This is a genomic window from Alcanivorax limicola (assembly GCF_019931215.1).
GTDB lineage: Bacteria > Pseudomonadota > Gammaproteobacteria > Pseudomonadales > Alcanivoracaceae > Isoalcanivorax > Isoalcanivorax limicola.
The window spans coordinates 273941-294502 of record NZ_JAIOUB010000002.1 but is presented as its reverse complement, the minus strand read 5'-3'; the positions used below and the strand labels follow the sequence as shown (position 1 = coordinate 294502).

Annotated in this window: 15 protein-coding genes; 7 read left to right on the top strand and 8 right to left on the bottom strand. The window is 62.1% G+C overall.

Going from position 1 to position 20562, the window contains the following annotated elements:
• Window positions 1–28: 28 nt before the first annotated feature.
• Complete coding sequence (locus tag K8B33_RS07335; RefSeq protein ID WP_223425105.1) at window positions 29–2017, bottom strand: metallophosphoesterase family protein; 1989 nt, start codon at window positions 2015–2017, stop codon at window positions 29–31.
• 161 nt (window positions 2018–2178) lie between these two features.
• Between K8B33_RS07335 and K8B33_RS07330 the strand changes: the two genes are divergently transcribed.
• Window positions 2179–3222: an NAD(P)H-dependent flavin oxidoreductase gene (locus tag K8B33_RS07330; RefSeq protein WP_223425102.1), complete on the top strand. Its 1044-nt coding sequence runs from the start codon at window positions 2179–2181 to the stop codon at window positions 3220–3222.
• A gap of 10 nt (window positions 3223–3232) precedes the next feature.
• On the opposite strand, the gene K8B33_RS07325 is transcribed toward K8B33_RS07330, so the two are convergent.
• The 7 genes from K8B33_RS07325 to gshB form a co-directional block, all read right to left on the bottom strand.
• Entirely contained in the window at window positions 3233–4516 is a 1284-nt protein-coding gene (locus tag K8B33_RS07325; RefSeq protein WP_223425100.1) for a dihydroorotase, read from the bottom strand.
• Window positions 4500–5525, bottom strand: a complete 1026-nt coding sequence (locus tag K8B33_RS07320) for an aspartate carbamoyltransferase catalytic subunit (RefSeq protein WP_223425098.1) — start codon at window positions 5523–5525, stop codon at window positions 4500–4502. Before K8B33_RS07320 ends, K8B33_RS07325 begins: the two co-directional genes overlap by 17 nt.
• Window positions 5522–6055, bottom strand: coding sequence for a bifunctional pyr operon transcriptional regulator/uracil phosphoribosyltransferase PyrR (gene pyrR / locus K8B33_RS07315; RefSeq protein ID WP_223425096.1), 534 nt, complete (start codon window positions 6053–6055; stop codon window positions 5522–5524). The genes K8B33_RS07320 and pyrR overlap by 4 nt, the downstream gene beginning before the upstream one ends.
• On the bottom strand, window positions 6052–6504 hold the full coding sequence (gene ruvX / locus K8B33_RS07310) for a Holliday junction resolvase RuvX (RefSeq protein ID WP_223425094.1): 453 nt from the start codon (window positions 6502–6504) through the stop codon (window positions 6052–6054). The genes pyrR and ruvX overlap by 4 nt, the downstream gene beginning before the upstream one ends.
• Window positions 6497–7054: a YqgE/AlgH family protein gene (locus K8B33_RS07305; RefSeq protein ID WP_223425092.1), complete on the bottom strand. Its 558-nt coding sequence runs from the start codon at window positions 7052–7054 to the stop codon at window positions 6497–6499. Before K8B33_RS07305 ends, ruvX begins: the two co-directional genes overlap by 8 nt.
• Window positions 7055–7119: 65 nt before the next feature.
• A complete protein-coding gene (locus K8B33_RS07300) occupies window positions 7120–7998 on the bottom strand; it encodes an energy transducer TonB (protein ID WP_223425090.1) in 879 nt (292 codons plus the stop codon).
• Between the two features lie 2 nt (window positions 7999–8000).
• Window positions 8001–8957 (bottom strand): glutathione synthase, encoded by a 957-nt coding sequence (gene gshB / locus K8B33_RS07295; protein WP_223425088.1) that lies wholly within the window; start codon window positions 8955–8957, stop codon window positions 8001–8003.
• 338 nt (window positions 8958–9295) lie between these two features.
• Between gshB and pilG the strand changes: the two genes are divergently transcribed.
• From pilG to K8B33_RS07265, 6 genes are read left to right on the top strand one after another with little or no spacing between them, the layout of a single operon-like run.
• Window positions 9296–9679, top strand: a complete 384-nt coding sequence (gene pilG, locus K8B33_RS07290; RefSeq protein ID WP_111657897.1) for a twitching motility response regulator PilG — start codon at window positions 9296–9298, stop codon at window positions 9677–9679.
• Window positions 9680–9722: 43 nt separating this feature from the next.
• Window positions 9723–10091 (top strand): twitching motility response regulator PilH, encoded by a 369-nt coding sequence (gene pilH / locus K8B33_RS07285; RefSeq protein WP_223425086.1) that lies wholly within the window; start codon window positions 9723–9725, stop codon window positions 10089–10091.
• A gap of 26 nt (window positions 10092–10117) precedes the next feature.
• Window positions 10118–10663 carry a chemotaxis protein CheW gene (locus K8B33_RS07280; RefSeq protein WP_223425084.1) on the top strand — a complete coding sequence of 182 codons (546 nt, stop codon included), beginning with the start codon at window positions 10118–10120 and terminating at the stop codon, window positions 10661–10663.
• A 49-nt stretch (window positions 10664–10712) separates the two neighbouring features.
• The gene (locus tag K8B33_RS07275; RefSeq protein ID WP_223425082.1) at window positions 10713–12737 is read left to right on the top strand and encodes a methyl-accepting chemotaxis protein; all 2025 of its coding nucleotides are present in this window, start codon (window positions 10713–10715) and stop codon (window positions 12735–12737) included.
• A 32-nt stretch (window positions 12738–12769) separates the two neighbouring features.
• Window positions 12770–13660 carry a CheR family methyltransferase gene (locus tag K8B33_RS07270; protein ID WP_223425079.1) on the top strand — a complete coding sequence of 297 codons (891 nt, stop codon included), beginning with the start codon at window positions 12770–12772 and terminating at the stop codon, window positions 13658–13660.
• Between the two features lie 23 nt (window positions 13661–13683).
• A complete protein-coding gene (locus tag K8B33_RS07265; protein ID WP_223425077.1) occupies window positions 13684–20544 on the top strand; it encodes an Hpt domain-containing protein in 6861 nt (2286 codons plus the stop codon).
• Window positions 20545–20562 lie beyond the last annotated feature (18 nt).

The following is a 20562-nucleotide window of genomic DNA, read 5'->3' as shown; positions in this document are numbered from 1 at the left end:
CCGCCAGTGAGCGGAGGCTGCGTGCCGGTCAGCGCGGCAAGAGCGCCACCTCCAGGTCGCGGTCAGCCACCATCCACCAGAGGACGTTGCCGGTGCTGGCATCGAAACCGACCAGGGTTTCACCGTCACAGGCCGGGTCGCGCGGCGCGCCACCATTGAGCCAGGCCTCGTGAAAAGCCGCCTCGATGATGCAGTCTGCCGAGGCAGCGGGCTGCCAGCCCTCATCGGTCAGCAGCCCCAGCGTCAGGGCCGTGCCAGCGAGCGTATCCGGGACGCTGAAGCTGAGCGCGTAGTAGTCGGTGGTGGCGCCTTGCAGGTCCCAGTCACGGCTGGCCTGGCTTGGCAGGGTGTGCGGTGCCTTGGCGGAGCCGTCTGGCTGACTGCCCGGCAGCCCGGTATCCGTTTCGATGTTCTTGATGCCACCCCAGGCGTTGGTATAGATGCCGTTCTGACCGCCCGTACCGCTGACCAGCAACACGCTGGAAGCGGTGTCCGGCTGTGCCGGCATCCAGCTGAGCGTTACGTGCTTCTTGGTATCAATGGTGGTTTCGGGGACGCGGACCTGCTCGCCATCGGGAAAGGCGCGCTGATTGCCATTGAGATTGGGCGTCCACGCCTGATGGTACTGATACAGGTACTGGTAGGTCAGCCGCAGCAGATCCATCGTTGACTCAGCGCGGCTCCAGTCGGGCGTATAGCCCATGGTGCGGGTGGTGGATTCAATGCGATTGAACATGTTGTTGGTGCCGGCTTCCAGGCGTGCGATGGCGCCGTCCGGGCCACGACATTCCGCCGTCCGATAGGTGGGATCGTGGTCCAGCACCGGGCGCGTGCCCGCCGGGATGCTGTTGGGGTAAACGATCTTCTCGCAGCGATCGGTGGTGCGGCTGAAGCGGTCGAACAGCGTCCATGCCGGATCGGCAAGTTCGCCAGGGCCGGACAGATCATTCTGCACCGTGTGCTCGGCATACCAGGACTGGTAGTCGACCCGTGGCCCATTGAAGGTCAGCATGCCGGCGTTCACGTCATAGGCGGGGGAGCCGTTACTCATGGAATTGGACTTGTGCAGAATAATGCGTTGCACCAGTTCGCTCTCACCCCAGCGCAACTCATAACCCTTGTAGGAAGCATTGCCGGTCATGATCTGGGTGTAATACGGCAGGCGATAGTTGCCGCCGGTTTCCGTCCAGGATCTGCTGGCCGGGCCCGTCGCCGCCGTTTCTGCAACAGGCATGGCGGTATCCAGTGACTTGTTCACCGCCGTAAACGGGCCGCGCACCACACTGCGCTGGTACTGATGCTCATGCCCCTGAAGCCAGATCACATCGTTATCGACAAACAGACGGCGAATCTCGTCGTACTGGTCGAGCAGACCGTTCTCGCCCTTCTGGCCAGTGACGATCTGCTCGCGCACCTGACCATACTTGGCGCCGATCAGCCCGTCGTGGCTGGAGATGATGATGTGGTCGACCTCGTCGCGATGGCGCGCCACCGTGTCACGAATCCACGGGAAGGCGCCAGCCAGACCCCAGTAGCGAATATTGATGATCAACACATTGCTGCGCACCACCGAATAGTTGAGAAACTCGGCATAGGGCATGTGTATGGCGTCTGCCGGAATATACGGGCGCATGGCATCAATCCAGCGCGTGGTATGTGCCCAGCTGTCTTCGTGGTTGCCCATCAGCGGCAGGATTTCCATGCCCGCCTCGCGGTATTTGTCGGCCACCGACAGCCACTGGGCAAATTCCTCCGGCGTGCCATTGTTGGTGAGATCCCCCACGGCGATGACCACGTCGGCGCCCATGTCATGCTGTCGTTTGAGCACGGCGTCCATGGCGTAAACGGCCACATTGGGTCCGTCGCCCTGGGTGTCTGGTAACATGCCGACGCGCAGCGGCGTGACGGTGGGCGTTTCGGTGCCGGGTGTGTTGCTGGAGTTGCTACTGCCGCCGCAGCCCGTGAGCCCGAGCGTCAGCAGCAAAGCCGCAACGCCCGGTAGCTTGACGTTGTTCATGGTGATCCCCGTAGTGAGTGTTTGGGCGAGCTTGCCCGACGGCGCTGACGGCGTGATGACCGCGTGATGAAGAGTGCATGGCGTTCAGGGGTATGCTCATGTGACAGTCTTATGTGCCAGTCTGTCGCTGAGCCCCGTTGTTGAACCAGAGGTGTTCAAGAATGACGTACGCAGGATTTGCAGGTTGTGAGCTGCCGATTATTCAGGCCCCCATGGCGGGTTCCCAGGATGTGCGCCTGGCCCAGGCGGTCATGCGTGCAGGCGGACTGGGCTCGCTGCCTGCTGCAATGCTGTCACCCGATGCCCTCGGCACCGCGCTGGCCCAGCTGCGCGATACCGCGCCGGGCCGCTTCAATGTCAATTTCTTCTGCCATACCCCGCCACCCAGCGGGGACGAAAGCGACTGGCGTGCGGCGCTGGCGCCCTATTACACCGAGCTCGGTCTGGATGTTACAGCCATACCGGAGCAACCCCTGCGGCAGCCGTTTACGGATGCCATCGCGGATGTTGTCGAGCCGTTCGCGCCGCCGGTAGTGAGCTTTCACTTCGGATTACCCGCAGCGCCATTGCTGGCGCGAGTGAAGCGCTGGGGCAGCCTGGTGTTGTCCACGGCAACCACGGTGGACGAGGCGCGCTGGCTTCAGGCGCACGGTGCCGACGCGGTGATCGCCCAGGGCCTGGAGGCCGGTGGGCATCGCGGCATGTTCCTGACCGATGACCTGGGTACGCAGATGCGCACCCTGGCCCTGGTGGCGCAGGTTGTGGGCGCCGTGAATATACCGGTGATTGCTGCAGGGGGAATTGCGGATGCCGCCGGCGTGCGCGCAGCCATGGCGCAGGGCGCCAGTGCGGTGCAGGTGGGGACCGCCTATCTGCGCTGCCCGGAGGCGACCACCAGCGCGGTGCACCGCGCGGCGCTGGACAGCGTTGCCGCCGGCAACCCGGCAGCACAGCACACGGCCATCACCAATCTGTTCAGCGGCCGCCCCGCGCGCGGCATCGTCAACCGGCTGATGCGGGAGTTGGGCCCGATGAGTCCTTTGCCGCCTGCCTTTCCTCTCGCCAGCACCGCAATTGCCCCGCTCCGCAAAGCCGCCGAGGCCGCCGGACAAGGTGATTTCTCGCCCTTGTGGGCCGGTGAAAATGTGCTGGAGGGTCCTGTTGTGTCGGCAGGTGATCTGACCAGGCGCCTGGCCGCGATCTGACCGTCATCAATCAGTCAGATAACCAGGTGACCTTGCCTTCGCACACGGTCAGACGCACCACGCCGGGTAGTTCGGTATCCAGCCAGGGGGAATTGCGTCCGGCGGACAGCCAGTCTTCGCCGGGCAGACGGCTGGCGGCCGGATCGACCACGCAGAGGCTGGCCAGCCGGCCGTCTTCGAGGCGCCCGGCGTTGAGGCCCAGGCAGCGTGCCGGGGCGGCCGTCAGGGCATCAATGGCGCGGCGCAGGGGCAATTGATCCCGCTGCACCAACTCCAGGGTCAGTGACAGCAGCGTATCCAGCCCGGAAATGCCGGGCCGGGTGGAGGGGAAGGGCGCCAGTTTGGCGGACGAGCCCAGCGGTGTGTGCTGGGAACTGATGGCGTCCAGCGTGCCGTCGATGACGCCCTGGATCAGCGCATCCCGATCCGCGCGGCTGCGCAAGGGCGGGCTGATATGGCAGAAGCTGTTGAAGCCCTCGATGGCGCTCTCATCCAGCAGCAGATGGTGAATGCTCACATCGGCAGTCACCGGCAGGCCCTGGGCGCGTGCGTGGCGCAGCAGGGCAACGCTGGCGGCGCAGCTGATCTGATGGAAGTGAGCGCGCACGCCGGTGGCTTCGACCAGCAACAAGGCGCGGGCCAGATCCACCGTCTCTGCCACGGCGGGGATGCCCGGCAGCCCAAGGCGTGCCGCCACCGGGCCCTCGTGGACGCAGCCGCCGGCGCTCAGGGCCGCATCCTGGGGCCGGAAGATGACCGGCAGATCAAAGGTGGCGGCATACTCCAGGCTGCGCTTGAGGACCAGGGCATCCTGCACCCGATGGCCGGCATTGCTTACGGCGATGCAGCCGACGTCCTTGAGCGTGGCCATTTCTGCCAGCTGGCTGCCTTCCAGACCCTGGGTCAGGGCGGCAATGGGCAGCACCCGGGCGAAGCCGGCGCGCATGGCGCGGTCGCGAATCAGGCGTACCACGGCGGCGCTGTCGATGACGGGGTCGGTGTCCGGCGCGGCGCAGAGATGGGTAATGCCACCGCTGGCGGCCGCCCGGGTTTCTGTATGCAGGCTGCCCCGGCGGTGGTTGCCGGGTTCCGGTAGGCGCACGCAGCTATCCACCAGGCCGGGCAGCAGCCACAGGCCCTCGGCGTCGAACAACTCCGCGCCGGGCGCGTCCAGGCTGGCACCCATGCGGGTCAGGCGGCCACTCTCGATCAGCAGATCAGCCACTTCGTCGCGGCCGGTGGCCGGGTCGATGACCCGCGCTTTGCGAATCAGCAGGTCAGCGCGGGGTTGCATGGGAACCTCCGTGATCTGCGCGCCCGCCCGGTTGTTCCGTTTCCCGGCCGCTCATGCACATGGACATCACGGCCATGCGCACGGCAATACCGAAGGTCACCTGATGCAAAATGACGGAGCGCTCGCCGTCGGCCACTTCCGAGGCAATTTCCACGCCCCGGTTGATCGGGCCTGGATGCATGACGATGGCGTCGGGGTGGGCGTGGCGCAGCCGCTCTTCCGTGAGGCCGTAGAGGTGGAAGAATTCGGTTTCCGAGGGCAGCAGTGCGGAATCCATGCGTTCTTTCTGCAGGCGCAGGGCAATCACCACATCCACGTCCTGCAGGCCCTGCTCGAGATCGGTAAAGACGCGCACACCCAGGCTGTCGATGTCCGCAGGCAGCAGGGTTTTCGGCCCGATCAGGCGGACTTCTTCGGCGCCCAGGATGTTCAGGGCATGAATCTGCGAACGCGCCACCCGGGAATGCAGAATGTCGCCGATGATGGCGACTTTCAGACCGGCGAAGCGGCCCTTGTAGTGGCGAATCGTGTACATATCCAGCATCGCCTGGGTCGGGTGCTCGTGGCGACCGTCCCCGGCGTTGATGATGGCGACGTCCGGCGTGGCGTGCCGGGCAATGTAGTGCGCGGCCCCGGAATCGGCATGGCGCACCACGAACATGTCACTGGCCATGGCTTCCAGGTTGCGCAGCATGTCCATCAGCGACTCGCCCTTGCTGGTGGCGGAGCGTGCGATGTCGATGTTCAACACGTCGGCGGACAGGCGTTTTGCGGCGAGCTCGAAGGTGGTGCGGGTGCGGGTGCTGGCTTCGAAGAACAGATTGACCACGGTCTTGCCGCGCAGCAGGGGGACTTTCTTGATGGCACGATCGCCCACATCCACGAAGGAGGCGGCGTTATCCAGAATCTGTTCGAGAACGGAGCGGGGCAGGCCTTCGATGGAAATAAAATTCCTCAACTGACCGTCGCGGGTGAGTTGCAGGGGATCCGATGATGGCGCTGCGATCATTGTGGCCCTTTTTCGATGACGTCCGCGGTAAGCGGTGTGGGTCCGCGTAATTCTACCCGGTGTCCGGGGGGCAATGCCACGCGCTGGCCACAAATATCCGCACTGATGGGCAGCTCGCGCTGGCCGATATCGAACAACACGGCCAGCGTCACGCTGGCAGGGCGCCCGTAGTCGAACAATTCGTTCAGCGCGGCACGCGCCGTGCGTCCGCTCATCAGGGCGTCATCCACCAGAATCAGATGTGCGCCGTCGACGTCAAAGGGCAGCGCCGTCGGTCGTACCTGCGAGCGCATGCCCCGGTGCGAAAAATCGTCGCGATAGAAACTGATATCCAGCGTGCCCAGCGCCACCTTGTGGCCCAGCTGCTCCAGTCGCGTGTGCAGCGCCTGAGCGACCCAGGCTCCGCCGGAATGAATGCCCACCAGCGCGTACTCGTTGAGATCGTGGTCGCGCACATGGGCCAGCAGTTGCTGGACCATGTCGTCCAGCAAGCCCTCGATATGCGGGCTGTCAAACTGTTCTGCACTCACAGCACGTCTCCTGCGCCATCGGTGAAATAGGCTTCGATCAGTATGGCAGCGGCCATACTGTCCACTCTGGGGTCGGCGCCACCGCGATAGGCCTCCCCCAGGCGATCACGGGCTTCGCGGGTAGACAGGCGCTCGTCCACCAGCGCCACAGGCTTGCCGAAACGGCCCTTGAGGCGCCCGGCAAACTTGCGTGTGCGCCGACTCAGGTCACTTTCGGTGGCGTCCATATTCAATGGCAATCCTACCACCAGCACATCGGGTTGCCATTCTGCGATCAGCTGCGCCACGGCGGCCCAGTCCGGGATGCCGTCCCGGGCGCGCAGTGCGGACAGGGGTGTGGCGGTGCCGGTAACGGATTGGCCCGTCGCCACGCCGATCTTGCCGGTGCCGAAATCAAAGCCCAGTACGGTTTGTGGAACGATGGTCGCGCCCGACACGGCCTCAGGCATGACCAGCCTGCGTAGACAGCAAATGCACGTCGATGCCCAGCTGCCGCGCTGCGGCTTGCCAGCGATCAGCAAACGGCACTTCGAACAGCAGCGATTCGGTGGCCGGGGTGGTCAGCCAGGCATTCTCGGCCACTTCGGCTTCCAGTTGCCCGGCGTCCCACCCCGCGTAGCCCAACGCAATCAGTGCGCGCGCCGGGCCAGTGCCGGTGGCAATGGCCTCCAGCACATCCTTCGAGGTGGTCATGCTCAGACCGTCCGGCAACATGAGGGAGGCGTTCCAGGCGCGTTCGGTGGCCGGGTGCAATACAAAACCGGTATCGGTCTGCACGGGCCCGCCGCAGACCACGGCGTGTGCCGCATCGATATTGACGCGGGGTGTGATGTTCAGATCGTCGAACAGCTGCGCTAACGACATGCTCAGGGGCTGATTGATGATCAGCCCCATGGCGCCGTCGTCGGTGTGCTCAACGACATAGGTCACGGTCCGGTAGAAGGCAGGGTCCGCCATTTGGGGCATGGCGATCAGCAGCTGGTTGGCAAAAGATGACATGAGCGCAGTATCAGTGTGTGGCGGTCCCTGAGCAAGCGTGCTGTGACGCCTGCCGGGAAGGGCCGTCAGTGGCTGGTGACGATCTGTCTGGGGTCAAAACGCCAGGTGCGGATGATCTCCAGAATGTCGGCCCGCTCGCGCATCTCGCCGGTGAAGGGCGCAAACGGCGCCGCCAGCCGCACGCTCTGCACGGCCGCCTGATCCAGGAAGCCATGGCCGGAGGATTGCAGGATTTCCACATCACGGACACTGCCATCGGCGTTGATCGCGACCATCAACCGCACATTGCCGAAGGTCTGCTGGCTCAGTGCGCGGCTGGGGAAGTTGCGGGTGCCGGCTTCTTCCACATCACGGCGAAAGGCATCGATGTACAGCGCCTCGAAATGCGCCTTGGCGGATACCGACGTCACGCGGTGCACGCGGGGGCGTTTGGCGTAGGCCTGGCGCTGGCTGTCCAGCCGTGCCTGCAGGCTGGCGATTTCCTGGCTCATGGCGTCCAGGGATTCCCTGTCGGCCTCCGGGAGTGGCACCGGGGGTTCTTCCTGTTCGGGCCGTGAATTGACCTGTCGGGATGACATGCCCTCGGTGGTGATGACCAACTGCTGGGCCACGCGCTCGCGACGCTCCAGTACGCTGGGGGTGTCCAGTTGTACCCGTTCGATCTTGCTGTCGGCAAAGTCACTCAGCTCGGTGGTCGTGAGCTCGGCCTTGTCGGCCAGGTCGCCGGAGCCGACCTGATTGGCCTGGGCGATGAAGTCCGCATCCTCCGGCGCCTGCTCGCTGCGGTGCTGGGTCAGGGTGACTTCCAGCGTGCGCGCGCCAGCCGCCGGGCGCTCCGGTGCAAAGCCGACACCGAATATCAGCGTGGCATGGATGGCCGCCGCCAGAAACAGCGTGAAGCTGAGGCGGTCTCCGGGTGAAACGGGTGCGCTGGTTTGAGCCACGTTCAGCCCTTGCCCTGCTTCAGGGTCAGCAGCGAATCAAACAGATCGCCGGCGATGTTGATGCCGAACTGCTTGTCCAACTCGCGGATGCAGGTGGGGCTGGTGACGTTGATCTCGGTGAGGTAGTCGCCGATCACGTCCAGGCCGACGAAGTACAGGCCCTTGCGCTTCAGCGTGGGCCCGACCTGCTCGCAGATCCAGCGGTCGCGGTCGGTCAGCTCGCGACCCTCGCCCGTGCCACCGGCGGCCAGGTTGCCGCGGAACTCGCCTTTCTGCGGGATGCGCGCCAGGGCATAGGGCACCGGTTCGCCGTTGATCATCAGGATGCGTTTGTCGCCCTGGGTAATCTCGGGGATGTAGCGCTGCACCATGATCGGCGTGCGACCGTGCTGGGTCAGGACTTCGATCACCACGCTGATATTGGGGCTGTCGCGCTGCACCCGGAAGATGTTGCTGCCGCCCATGCCGTCCAGGGGTTTCATCACGGTGTCACCGAATTCCCGCACAAAATCCTTGAGCAGGTCGGCGCGGCTGGTCACCAGGGTTGGTACGCAGCACTGGGGGAATTCGGTGGCAAACAGCTTCTCGTTGCAGTCCCGCACGCTGCCGGGCCGGTTGACCACCAGCACGCCCTCGCGCTCTGCCTTTTCAAGCAGATAGGTGGTGTAAACGTATTCGGTGTTGAACGGCGGGTCCTGGCGCATCAGCACGATATCCAGATCGGCGAGGTCCAGATTGCGGGACTCGCCCAGGCTGAAGAACTGCTCCAGCTGGTCGGTGACGGTGAGGGGGCGGGCGCCGGCGAACGTGCGGCCATCGCGCACGTACAGGTCGCCCGGCTCCATGTACAGCACGGGCCAGCCACGGCGCTGGGCCTCCAGCAGCATGGCAAAGGTGCTGTCTTTCCAGGGTTTGATCTTGGCAATGGGGTCCATCACGACCCCGACGGTGACGGACATGGCAGACCCCGCTCGGATACCCGCTATTGTAATGAAAACGGGTGATCGATGAATATGTGGCAATGTGCCCTGGCAATGTACCCGCAGGCCAGTGCTCGTGTCGGCGCGTTGCGGTGCTCGAGAGGTGTATCGCGAGCATCGGGATAGTAGCAATGCCCGCGCCCCGATGGGAGCCTTTTCTCAATGCTGCCAGGGTTTTATAGATTGAATGTGGAAACTATGTTAAAAAACTCAGCCAGGGGCACGGAACCAGGCGATGGCGCCTGACAGCAGAATAAAAGGCATATAAAACAATATGTTACGCCTTCCACTTCGGTTCACGGTTAAAGGCAGTTTCCATGACTGACAATTTTCAGGATCTCAAGGTAATGGTGATCGACGACTCCAAGACGATTCGTCGCACCGCAGAAACCTTGTTGCAGAAGGCCGGATGCACCGTCATTACAGCGACTGACGGCTTCGATGCCCTGGCCAAGATTGCTGATACCCGGCCCAATATCATCTTCGTTGATATCATGATGCCCCGGCTGGATGGCTATCAGACTTGCGCGCTGATCAAGAACAACAGCGCCTTCAAAAGCACCCCGGTAATCATGCTGTCGAGCAAAGACGGGCTGTTTGATAAGGCGAAAGGGCGTATCGTGGGCTCCGACGAATACCTGACCAAGCCGTTTTCGAAAGAAGAGTTGCTTGGCGCGATTCGCGCGCATATGGCTAACTAGAGGCTTCCTGCCTGACGGGTCGGCAGCAGAGTAAGAGGATACTATGGCACGCATTCTGATCGTGGATGATTCTCCGACGGAAACATACAAGTTCCGGGAGATCCTCGAGAAACACGGGCACGAAGTGCTCGAAGCAGCAAACGGTGCCGACGGCGTGGCCGTGGCCCGGGCGGAACATCCGGATCTGGTACTGATGGACGTGGTCATGCCGGGTCTGAACGGATTCCAGGCCACCCGTCAGCTGACCAAGGGCGCCGACACAGCGGAAATCCCGATTGTGATCGTCACGACCAAGGATCAGGAGACGGACCGCGTCTGGGGCAAGCGTCAGGGGGCCAAAGACTACCTGACCAAGCCGGTGGATGAAGCGGTGCTGATCAGCACGGTCGACAGACTGCTGGCCGGCGGCTGATGAGCACATTTAGGGGGTAAGCGGGGATGAGCGCAGCATCAGCAGCCTACATCAAGCTGGCAGAGTATTATTTTCGCTGCCGCGACAAGGCTGCGGAGCTGCCCTCCAAGCAGGATCTGGTCCGTTACTGGAGCGGGATCGGCTTTATTCTGGACGGTGTGCGCTATGTGGCGCCACTGGACGAAGTCTCTGAAATTCTCAAGGTGCCACCCTACACCCGGGTGCCGGGCGTGCTGAGCTGGATGAAAGGAGTGGCCAACGTGCGTGGCCGCCTGATGACGGTGATGGATCTCACCGGCTTCCTCGACAAAATGTCCACCTTGCAGGAGCGTCGTCGGCGCCTGCTGGTGATCGACGAGGGCGATCTCTACACCGGCCTGGCCGTGGATGAGGTGCTGGGGATGCAACATTTTCCGGTGGACGGCTTCATGGCCGAGCCGCCAGCGGCAGACGCTGCCGTGACGCCCTATACCCGGGGCGCCTACATGCGTGATGGCGAGTTATGGGCAGTATTCAGTCTGTTCCAGCTTGCCGATGATCCAAGATTTCTACAGGTTGCCCGCACCGGGTGATCGGGGACGCTAATAAAACGAGCGAAAAGCCAGGCCGGGAGCCAGAGTTATGAAGTTCAATTCGGGAGAACTGTTTGCCAAGCTGCGCGGCGGCGCGGGCGCTGGCCCGTTGAGCCTGGGCCTTGTTTTTGGCGCGGTGCTGGCGACAGTCGCGGCAGTATTCACGTTCGCCTTGCTGGCGTATCAGGCCGGCGTGGCGAAGGAGCAGGTAACCTCTGCGTCGGACATGCGAGTCATTTCTCAGCAGATTGCGAAGAGCGCACTGGAAGCGGCGGCGGGTAACGCCGAAGCGTTTGAGCTGCTCAGCGATGCCCGTAACCAGTTTCAGAGAGCCTGGGACGAGGTCAGCGACGCGGGCTCGGCGGATGCCGCGCTGCGAGAGCGCCTGAACGCGACCTGGCTTGATGTGCGTCGCAACGCAGAGATTATTCTTAACGGGGAAGATACCGTTATCGATCTGCACGAAGAGGCAGACACCCTGGCCCAGACCATTCCCGCCCTGCAGGCTGAATACGAAGCGGTTGTTGAAATCATGATCGGCTATGGCGCCGCATCGGATCAGGTCGCTTACGCCCAGCGCCAGTCCTGGCTGGCCGAGCGTATTGTACGTTCCATTGCCCGTGTTCTGGACGGCGGTGACGGTTCTGTCGTGGCTGCCGATGCGTTCGGTCGTGATGCCGCCCTGTTCGAGCGCGTGCTCAACGGTATGATCGAAGGCGACGCCGCCCAGGGCATCACCCAGGTCGACGATCCCGAAGCGCTGGACTTCCTCGCAGAAATTGCTGATCTGTTCGATGAATTCGTCAACCAGTCTGTCGACCAGATTCTGGAGACTGCCCCGGAGCTGTTCGAGGTTCGGGCGGCCGCCGACAATATTTTCCGCCGTACTCAGGATCTGCTGGCGGAAGCCACCGAGCTGAACAACCAGTTCGAAGCCTCCACTGGTGGCGTATTCCCGTCGGTGACGGTCGGCCTGCTGTTCAGTGCTCTGGCTCTGTTCCTGATCGGCATCATCGTTGCCTTCCGCCAGCGTTTCGCGCAGACGCAGCGGGACGAGCTGGAAGCCGAGAACCAACGGAACCAGGCGGCGATTCTGCGTCTGCTGGATGAGCTGGGTGACCTGGCTGATGGTGACCTTACCGTTCAGGCGACGGTAACCGAGGACTTCACCGGGGCCATCGCCGACTCCATCAACTACTCCATTGACCAGCTGCGCTCTCTGGTACAAACCATTAACCAGACAGCGGTGCAGGTGGCCTCGGCGGCCCAGGAAACCCAGTCGACCGCAATGCACCTTGCGGAAGCATCCGAGCACCAGGCGCAGGAAATTGCCGGCGCCTCGGCGGCGGTGAACGAAATGGCGGTGTCCATTGACCAGGTATCTGCCAACGCCGCCGAATCGGCCGCGGTAGCGGAACGCGCGGTAGCCATCGCCAACAAGGGCGCCGAAGTGGTACAGGCGACCATCCACGGTATGGATACCATCCGTGAGCAGATTCAGGAAACCTCGAAACGGATCAAGCGTCTGGGTGAATCGTCCCAGGAGATTGGTGACATCGTATCGTTGATTAACGACATTGCCGATCAGACCAACATTCTGGCGTTGAACGCGGCGATTCAGGCGTCCATGGCGGGCGAGGCAGGCCGGGGCTTTGCGGTGGTTGCGGACGAAGTACAGCGCCTCGCGGAACGTTCTGCTGCGGCCACCAAGCAGATTGAAACCCTGGTAAAAACCATTCAGACGGATACCAACGAAGCCGTTATTTCCATGGAACACACCACGGCAGAAGTGGTGAAGGGGGCGCGCCTGGCACAGGATGCGGGTGTGGCTCTGGAAGAAATCGAATCGGTATCCAAGAACCTGGCGGACCTGATTCAGAACATCTCCAACGCCGCGCGCCAGCAGGCAGCATCTGCTGGTCATATTTCCAACACCATGAACGTTATTCAGGAGATTACCTCGCAGACCTCTGCCGGTACCACGGCAACGGCGCGCTCCATTGGTAACCTTGCTGAGATGGCTCAGGAAATGCGTAACTCGGTGGCAGGCTTCCGCCTGCCCGAACACAGCTGATGCCGGTGTAAGCCGGTTCCGGAGACGGGACCATGAGACCGAGCCCCGCAGTGACGAACGTGACGAATAGCTGGTCCATTCGCAGCACCCCGGAAATGAGCTCGGAACAGTTCGAGCTCTGGAAAACGCTCCTTGAGGAGCGTACCGGGATGACACTTCATCCGGAGCGCAAGCCGTTTCTGGAAAACAGTCTCGCCGTGCGTATGCGCGAACTGGCGCTGGACGACTACGACCACTACTACCAGCAGCTGGTTGCCGGTTCCACCGGCGCCAAGGCCATGGAGTGGTCGGTGCTGGTGGATCGCCTGACCGTGCAGGAAACCAGTTTCTTCCGGCACCCGGGTTCCTATGCACTGGTAGAAGAATACGTGCAGCGCTTTATTGATGAGCGGCCGCCGAAATCGTCGCTGGATGTCTGGAGTGTCGGTTGCTCCACCGGCGAAGAGCCGTATTCACTGGCCATGGTGATCAGCGAGCAGTTCCAGGCGCGCAAGTCCTCGGACTACTACGGCATCACGGCAACGGATATCAGCCTGCCCACGCTGGCCAAGGCGCGCAAAGCGATATACGGCTCGCGCAAAGTGGAGCGCATAGATCCGGCACTGCGCGAACGCTACTTTCGCCAGCTCAACGAGCGCGAATACCAGGTGCAGGACGCGTTGCGTGACAGAGTGTGTTTCGCACGATTGAATGTGCTGGATCTGCAACAGGCGCCGATCCGGGATATGGACATCATTTTTTGCCAGAACATGCTGATTTATTTTCGTCGTTGGCGGAAACGGCAAATCGTCACGCGACTTGCAGAAAAGCTTGCCCCGGGCGGCATGCTGGTACTGGGTGCGGGCGAAATTACTGACTGGCATCACCCGGATCTTGAGCGGGTGCATTTTGCCGACGCGCTGGCGTTCCGGCGCTGCCGGTAACCGGATAACTCTCAGGAGAGTTCATGTCTGACCGCCACGACTATCTGGCTCTGGACTGGGTCAAGGGCGAGATTCAGGAAACCCTGAATCAGGCCCAGCAGGCCCTGGAAGCCTACGTGGAGAATCCCGAAGATTCTTCGCGCATGCGCTTTTGCCAGACCTATCTGCACCAGGTGTACGGCACCTTGCAGATGGTGGAGTTCTATGGCGCCGCGCTGCTTGCTGAAGAAATGGAAAAGCTGGCGGAAGCCCTGCTGGAAGAACGGGTAGGCGCCGGGCAGCTCAACGACGCGCTGGAAACCCTGATGCGCGCCATCTTGCAACTGCCGCCGTATCTCGCCCGTATCCAGTCCAGCCGTCGTGATCTGCCGTTGGTGCTGTTGCCCCTGCTGAATGATCTGCGCGCCGCGCGCGGCGAATCACTGCTATCGGAAACCGCACTGTTCAAACCGGATATCGCCGGCGGTGCGACGCGCACCGGCGCGCCGTCGGCCGCTGCGGCTGATCCGAATTTCGGCCAGCTGGTGCGCAAGATCCGACAGATGTATCAGATCGCGTTGCTCGGTGTCCTGCGCAATGACGACTTGCCACGTAATCTCGATTACATGAGCAAAGTATTCAGCAAGCTGGAACAGGTGTCCGGTGATGCCCCGCAGACACCGCTGTGGCAGGCCGCCAATGCGCTGGTCGAAGGCCTGATTCATGACACCATCGAGATCGGCACCTCGGTAAAAATGGTGCTGGGTCATCTCGACCGGCAACTGCGTGACCTGGTGGCGGAGGGCGCGCCCCGCCTGTCCAGTGCACCGCCCCAGGACCTGCTGAAAAACCTGCTGTATTACATTGCGCGCAGTAACGCCGACAGCCCGCGCATCAGCGCTCTGCGAGAAAGCTTCCGTCTGGATGACGCCTTGCCGTCAGAAGAGCTGGTCAACGCCGAGCGCGAGCGCATGAGTGGCCCGGACCAGGAAGCCATGGGCTCGGTAGTGACGGCGCTGTCCGAAGAGCTGAACAAAGTCAAAGAAGCGCTGGAACGCTACGTGCTGGAAGAGCAAAGCGACCCGGCGGTGCTGCAGCCTCAGAGCCAGACCCTGAAACAGATCGCTGATACGGTCGCCGTGCTCGGGCTGGGCCAGCCGCGCAAACTGGTAGAAGAGCAGCTGACGGTGCTGGATGCCATGGTGGCCGGCGAACGGCCCACCACCCGCGATGGGTTGATGGATGTTGCCGGCGCGTTGCTGTTTGTGGAAGCGACGCTGGCGGGCCTGTCTGGCAAAGGCTATGGCCGTACGGGTGAACTTGCGCAGATTCCCGATCACGTCAGCAAGGCACAAGAGGCGGTGATACGTGAATGCCGCGCCGGTCTGGAAGAAGCCAAAGACGGCATCGTGGAATTTATTGCCTCGCAGTGGCAGCAATCACACCTGGAAAAAGTACCGGCGCGGCTGGATGCCGTGCGCGGCGGTCTGCAGCTGATTCAGTTGCAGCGTCCGGCGCTGATCCTGCGTCAGTGCGTGACCTATGTCAGCGAACGACTGCTTGGCGCCGAGGCGGTAACGCCGGACTGGCGCAGCATGGACACGCTGGCCGACGCGATTACCAGCGTGGAATATTTCCTGGAACGACTGACGGATGATCCTGATACCAGCGACAGTATTCTCGATCTTGCCCGTGACAGCGTCGCGGCGCTGGGTTATCCCCTCGACGATGCGGAATTTGGTCGTAATGACGAGGTGGACTACGGGGATGCTGCGGCCGACGAGGAAGACGGCGACTACAGCATCACACTGGAATCTGCCCCGGAACAATCTGACGAGCAATTTGATGCGCCAGTCGATGAGCTCCTGGAAGATGAGTTCCTGGACGATGCGCCCTCGGAAGATGAGCCCCCGGAAGATGAACTCCTGGACGATGCGCCCGTTGATGAGGAGCCTGCCGAAGAGGCCATCACGCTCAGTACCGTCGAGCTTGCACCTGCGGTGGCAGCGCCAGCGAGCAGTCGTGGTGAGGATGATCTGATCGACGATGAGATCATCGAGATCTTTGTCGAGGAAGCCAGCGAAGTGCTGGAAGCCCTGAATACCTATTTCCCGCGCTGGGCAGCCAATCAGCAGGATCAGGAAGCGCTGGTGGAATTCCGCCGCGCCTTCCACACCTTGAAAGGGTCCGGCCGGATGGTCGGGGCTACCACGGTTGGCGAACTGGCCTGGTCCATTGAAAACATGACCAACCGCGTCATCGACCAGACCATTCAGCCAACGCCGATCCTGGTGGAGCTGGTGCGCACGGTGCACGGCCTGGTGCCAGCGTTGGTCGAGGCTTTCGCTGCCCAGAAGCCCGACCCCTACGACGTCACGCCGCTCAGCGATGCTGCGGATGCGCTGGCTGCCGGTGGCAGCATTAGCGTAATACCGGATGTGACGGGCGCCGGGGCAGCTCACGCTGATGCAGACGTCAATTCAGACGCCAATCCAGACGACAGTGCTGATACAGACAGCGATGCGGCGCCGGACTGGCTGACTGACGATGCGGAAGAAATTACGTTCGACGACAGCCCGCTGCCGGGCAACGACGCATCCCTCGACATGCCCCTCGACGTGCCGGACATGACCGTCACGGAAGTGGATGATGCAGACCCGGTGTTGCTGGAGATTTTCCGTAACGAAAGCGATGCCAATATTGCGCTCGTGCATGCCTGGCTGGATGGCCTGGATCAGCATATTTCCGAACACCCGGTGGATGACAGCGTTCACCGTGCGTTGCACACCCTCAAGGGCAGCGCCCGCATGGCAGAAATCGAAGCCGTGGCGGAAGTGGCCGAGCCGGCAGAGAAATTCGTCAAGGAAATGATCAACAACGGCGTGCGCGCCGACCGCGAAGTGATCACCCTGCTGCAGGATGTGGTCAGCGTTATCGAACAGGGGATCGGCAATGCGCACCCGGGCATGCCGTCACTGCAGGGCAGTGAAGCGCTCGCGGCACGTATTGCGATGGCCCATGAGCTGCTGAGCCATCTCGGTGAGCAGAAAGGGGACCAACACATTCTTTCCGTGTTCCTGTCGGAAGGTATGGACCTGATTGTCGATGCGGACCGTCTGCTGGATCAGTGGATGGTGGACCAGGACAGTGCCGGTACACTCCAGCCCCTGCGTGACGAGTTGTCGCTGTTGGGCGGTAGTGCCGATACGGCAGGCCTGAGCGAAATCAGCACGCTGGCCAATGTGCTGGCGGAAGGCTACACCGCCATCATCGAAGATCGCCTGGTGTGTGACGATCACTTTGTGGAGCTGGCCCAACAGGCCCACGAAGCGTTGATGACGATGATGGATTTCCTCGCCGCCGGACAGACCGTGCGCGCCGAGCCTGTATTGGTGCAGGCACTGCGTGATCTGCTGGATAATATTTCTGACGACGATCCTGACACTGACCCGGACAATGATCCAGATGGTGGCCCTGGCGGCACAGCCATGCCGGACGGCGACGGGAATTCTGCCGAGGGCGGGCGCGCTTCCTTCGATGCCGCGCCTGGTGACCAGAACACGCATGAACAGAGAACCTTCGACCAGAATGCCGGGAGCGAGATAGACCCGGAGTTGGCGGCCCTGTTTCTGGAAGAAGCCGGTGAGATTCTGGAAGCCGCCGGCGAGAGCCTTGATGGCTGGGAGCAGGGCGGCGACATCAGTCACGTCGCTGTATTGCAGCGCGAACTGCATACCCTGAAAGGCGGCGCTCTGATGTCTGGCGTGACGCCAGTGGGTGATCTGGCCCATGAGCTGGAAAATCTCTACGAAGCCGTGACGCAGGACAAGCTCGATGGCAGCCCCGCGTTGTTTGCACTGTTGCATCGTTGCCATGATCGGCTTGCCGATATGGTGGACGCGCTGCGTGAAGCACGTGCCGTGCAACCGGCCCCGGATCTGGTCGCCGCGATTCTCGCTTTTCCGGGAGACGCCGATGCCATCGCGCCGTCACAAGCCGATTTGCCAGAAAGCGACGTGTCGGAGACAGAATTTGCCAGGCCCCTGTCGCCAGCGTCCGATGCACACAGCGACGACATGCCCGCGCAAGAGCGCGACATGGAGCTGGTGGAAATCTTCCTCGAGGAAGCGGACGAAATTCTGGAAGCCATTACCGGGCGGCTGGAAGCCTGGATGGCTGCCCCGGATAACCTGATTGAAGTGCAATCGCTGCAGCGGGATTTGCATACGCTGAAAGGCGGCGCACGCATGGCCGAAATTCCCGAACTGGGTGATCTGGGCCATGAACTGGAAAACCTTTATGAAGGCCTGGCCCAGGGCCGCCTGCGCGCTGAGCCGGTATTGTTTGATTTGTTGCACCGCTGCCACGACCGACTCGCCGAGATGGTGGAAGCGGTCAAGGAACAGCGGGCACTGGCGCCAGCCAACGAGCTGATGGCCGGTATCAGCGATTACATGTCGGACCCGGCCAGCTTCAGTCTGGCAGACCTGGGCGAGACGAGCGTGACCGAGCCGGTGTACACACCGCCACCCGCCCCCGAGCCAGTCAGCACCGATCTGATCGCCGCCGATGCCGATGTGGAAATCCTGCAGATATTTATCGAGGAATCCGCCGAGCTGGCCGAGCTGATCGAGGAACATATTGGCGCCTGGCGCGAGACGCCCCAGGTCAGCATCCATAACGACGAAATCAAACGCGCGCTGCATACCCTCAAGGGTGGTGCCCGCCTGGCGGGCCTGAAATCCCTCGGCGATGCCAGCCATGAATTCGAACAGTTTCTGCTGGATACCCCGCGTGGCCATGTGGCGGACGAGGCCTACTTCAATACGCTGAGTGGCTGGCTGACCCGTCTTACCGTGCTGATGGCGCAGATCAGCGCCGCCGTGCCCAAGCCCCCTGTCCGGCCGGCTGCACCGGAAGCGCCCGTTGAGCAGAGCGCGGGCACCGAACTGGCAAAACCGGACGCCCAGGTCATCCGCGAAGAACGCCTGCGCCGCCAGCAGCAGCCCCAGGAAATGGTGCGCGTCGCCTCCGAACTGCTGGAATCCCTGGTGAACCTCGCCGGTGAAACCAGTATCAACCGGGGTCGTGTCGAGCAGGGTATTACCGAATTCAACGCCCACGTAGAAGAGATGGGCAATACGGTAGAACGGCTTTATGAACAGTTGCGCCGGCTCGATTCGGAGACCGAAGCGCAGATCATGTCCAACTACAAGCAGGGCGTGGAAGCAGGGCAGTACTCCGAAGATTTCGATCCGCTGGAAATGGACCAGTATTCCGAACTGCACCAGATCACCAAACAGCTGTCGGAATCCGCCTCGGATTTGCTCGACCTGAAAAGCACCCTGCTGGATCGCACCAAAGACACCGAAACCCTGCTGCTGCAGCAGGCACGCATCAACACCGAATTGCAGGAAAAGCTCATGCGCACGCGCATGGTGCCCTTCGCACGTCTGGTGCCGCGCCTGCGCCGCGTGGTACGGCAGGTATCCGGCGAGATCGGCAAGCGTGTCGAGTTTGACGTGCTCAACCCGGAAGGCGAACTCGACCGTACCTTGCTGGAACGCGTGGTCGCGCCGCTGGAGCACATGCTGCGTAACGCCGTGGACCACGGTATCGAAAGCCCCGATGCGCGCGTGGCCGGCGGCAAGTCAGACAGCGGTCGCGTGACCCTGGAACTGGGCCGCGAAGGTGGCGAGGTGGTGATGATCCTGTCCGATGACGGCAAGGGCATCGACACCGACGCGGTGCGTAGAAAAGCGGTCGAGCGCGGTCTGATTGACGACGATTCCCTGCTGACGGATCAGGAAATCCAGCAATTCATTTTTAATGCCGGTTTCTCTACCGCCGCACAGGTGACGCAGATTTCCGGGCGCGGCGTCGGCATGGACGTGGTGGCGTCCGAGATCAAACAGATGGGCGGCTCGGTCACCATTGATTCCCGGCGCGGCGAAGGCACCCGCTTCGTGATTCGCCTGCCGTTCACCCTGGCAATGAACCGCGCCCTGATGGTGCGGGTGGGCGATGACACTTACGCCATACCGCTGAACCAGATCGAAGGTATCGTGCGCATCAGCCCCTACGAGCTGGAAGATTATTTCAATACCGAAGAAATGCCCTTTACCTACGCCGGGCAGCAATACGATTTCGAATACCTTGGCAGTTTCGTGCATGGTTCATTGAAGCCACAGAATCTGGATGCCCAGGTCATGCCCATGCCGGTACTGCTGGTGCGCAGTTCCGAACATACCGTGGCGGTGCTGGTGGATTCCCTGGTGGGGTCACGGGAAGTCGTGGTGAAATCGGTGGGGCCGCAGCTGGCCACCGTGGCCGGCATCAGTGGTGCGACCATCCTGGGTGACGGTTCCGTGGTCATCATTCTGGATATTCATTCGCTGATCCGTGCTGCGCACATGCAGCGTCAGCACTATGCTGCCGAAGAACGTCGCGCGGCCCAGGCGCTCGAGCACGAGCGCCAGAAGCTGGTGGAAGCAGAGCGCGCAGCGGCGAATCCGTTGATCATGGTTACCGATGATTCCGTCACGGTGCGCAAGGTGACCACGCGTCTGCTCGAGCGCAGCGGTTATGAAGTCATCACCGCCAAGGACGGCATGGATGCCATCGCCACCCTGGAAGAACACAAGCCGGACCTGATGCTGCTGGATATTGAAATGCCGCGCATGGACGGCTTTGAAGTGGCGACCCATGTGCGGCACGACGAACGCCTGAAAGATGTACCGATCATCATGATTACCTCGCGTACCGGCGAGAAGCATCGCGACCGGGCGTTCGACATCGGCGTCAACGCCTACATGGGCAAGCCGTTCCAGGAAAGCGAACTGCTGGCGACCATTTCCGAACTGCTGGCCCAGGCGCGGGAGACCGCCAGTGCGCCCAGCGACTGACCGGCGACACCGCTGTGC